Origin of the sequence: Pseudomonas sp. 65/3-MNA-CIBAN-0223 (genome assembly GCF_040310425.1) — a bacterium.
GTDB lineage: Bacteria > Pseudomonadota > Gammaproteobacteria > Pseudomonadales > Pseudomonadaceae > Aquipseudomonas > Aquipseudomonas gregormendelii.
This window is the reverse complement of the sequence record NZ_JBEOPV010000077.1, coordinates 1-326: the sequence shown is the minus strand read 5'-3', so window position 1 is coordinate 326 and position 326 is coordinate 1. Positions and strand designations below refer to the sequence as shown.

The 326-nt window shown below is 67.2% G+C and carries 2 protein-coding genes; both read right to left on the bottom strand.

Features of this window, described 5'->3' with window-relative positions:
• Window positions 1–217, bottom strand: a 217-nt coding sequence (locus tag AAEZ09_RS27990; protein WP_350601596.1) for a TIGR03758 family integrating conjugative element protein, incomplete at its 3' end; no start/stop codon positions are given.
• The coding region (locus AAEZ09_RS27985; protein WP_350601597.1) for an RAQPRD family integrative conjugative element protein at window positions 214–326 on the bottom strand (113 nt) is incomplete at its 5' end. The genes AAEZ09_RS27990 and AAEZ09_RS27985, both read right to left, overlap by 4 nt.

The window sequence follows — 326 nt, the reverse complement described above, 5'->3', positions numbered from 1 at the left end:
AAGTCAGGACGAGGTACATCGCGACGAATCGGATGCAGACGCCGAGGAACTGGCGTTGGTTGAGGCGGCTCTCGGACCACCCCACGTAGGCCGTTCGCATGGCCCAAACGCCCCAGACGAGCAGGACCGCGAACACGACGCCGACCAGGACGGTCGCCATCGCTGAAGGTGCGATGCCGCTGTTGGCTTGAAATGCCGAGACCTGGGCGCCGTTCATGGCTTGCCCTCCGCGGTCGTCGGCGGTGATGGCGGGACGACCCGCTCCGTGCGGTAGTCGCCGGTCAATTCGGACGGGTCGCGCGGCTGGGCGCGCGACGGTGTGAGAT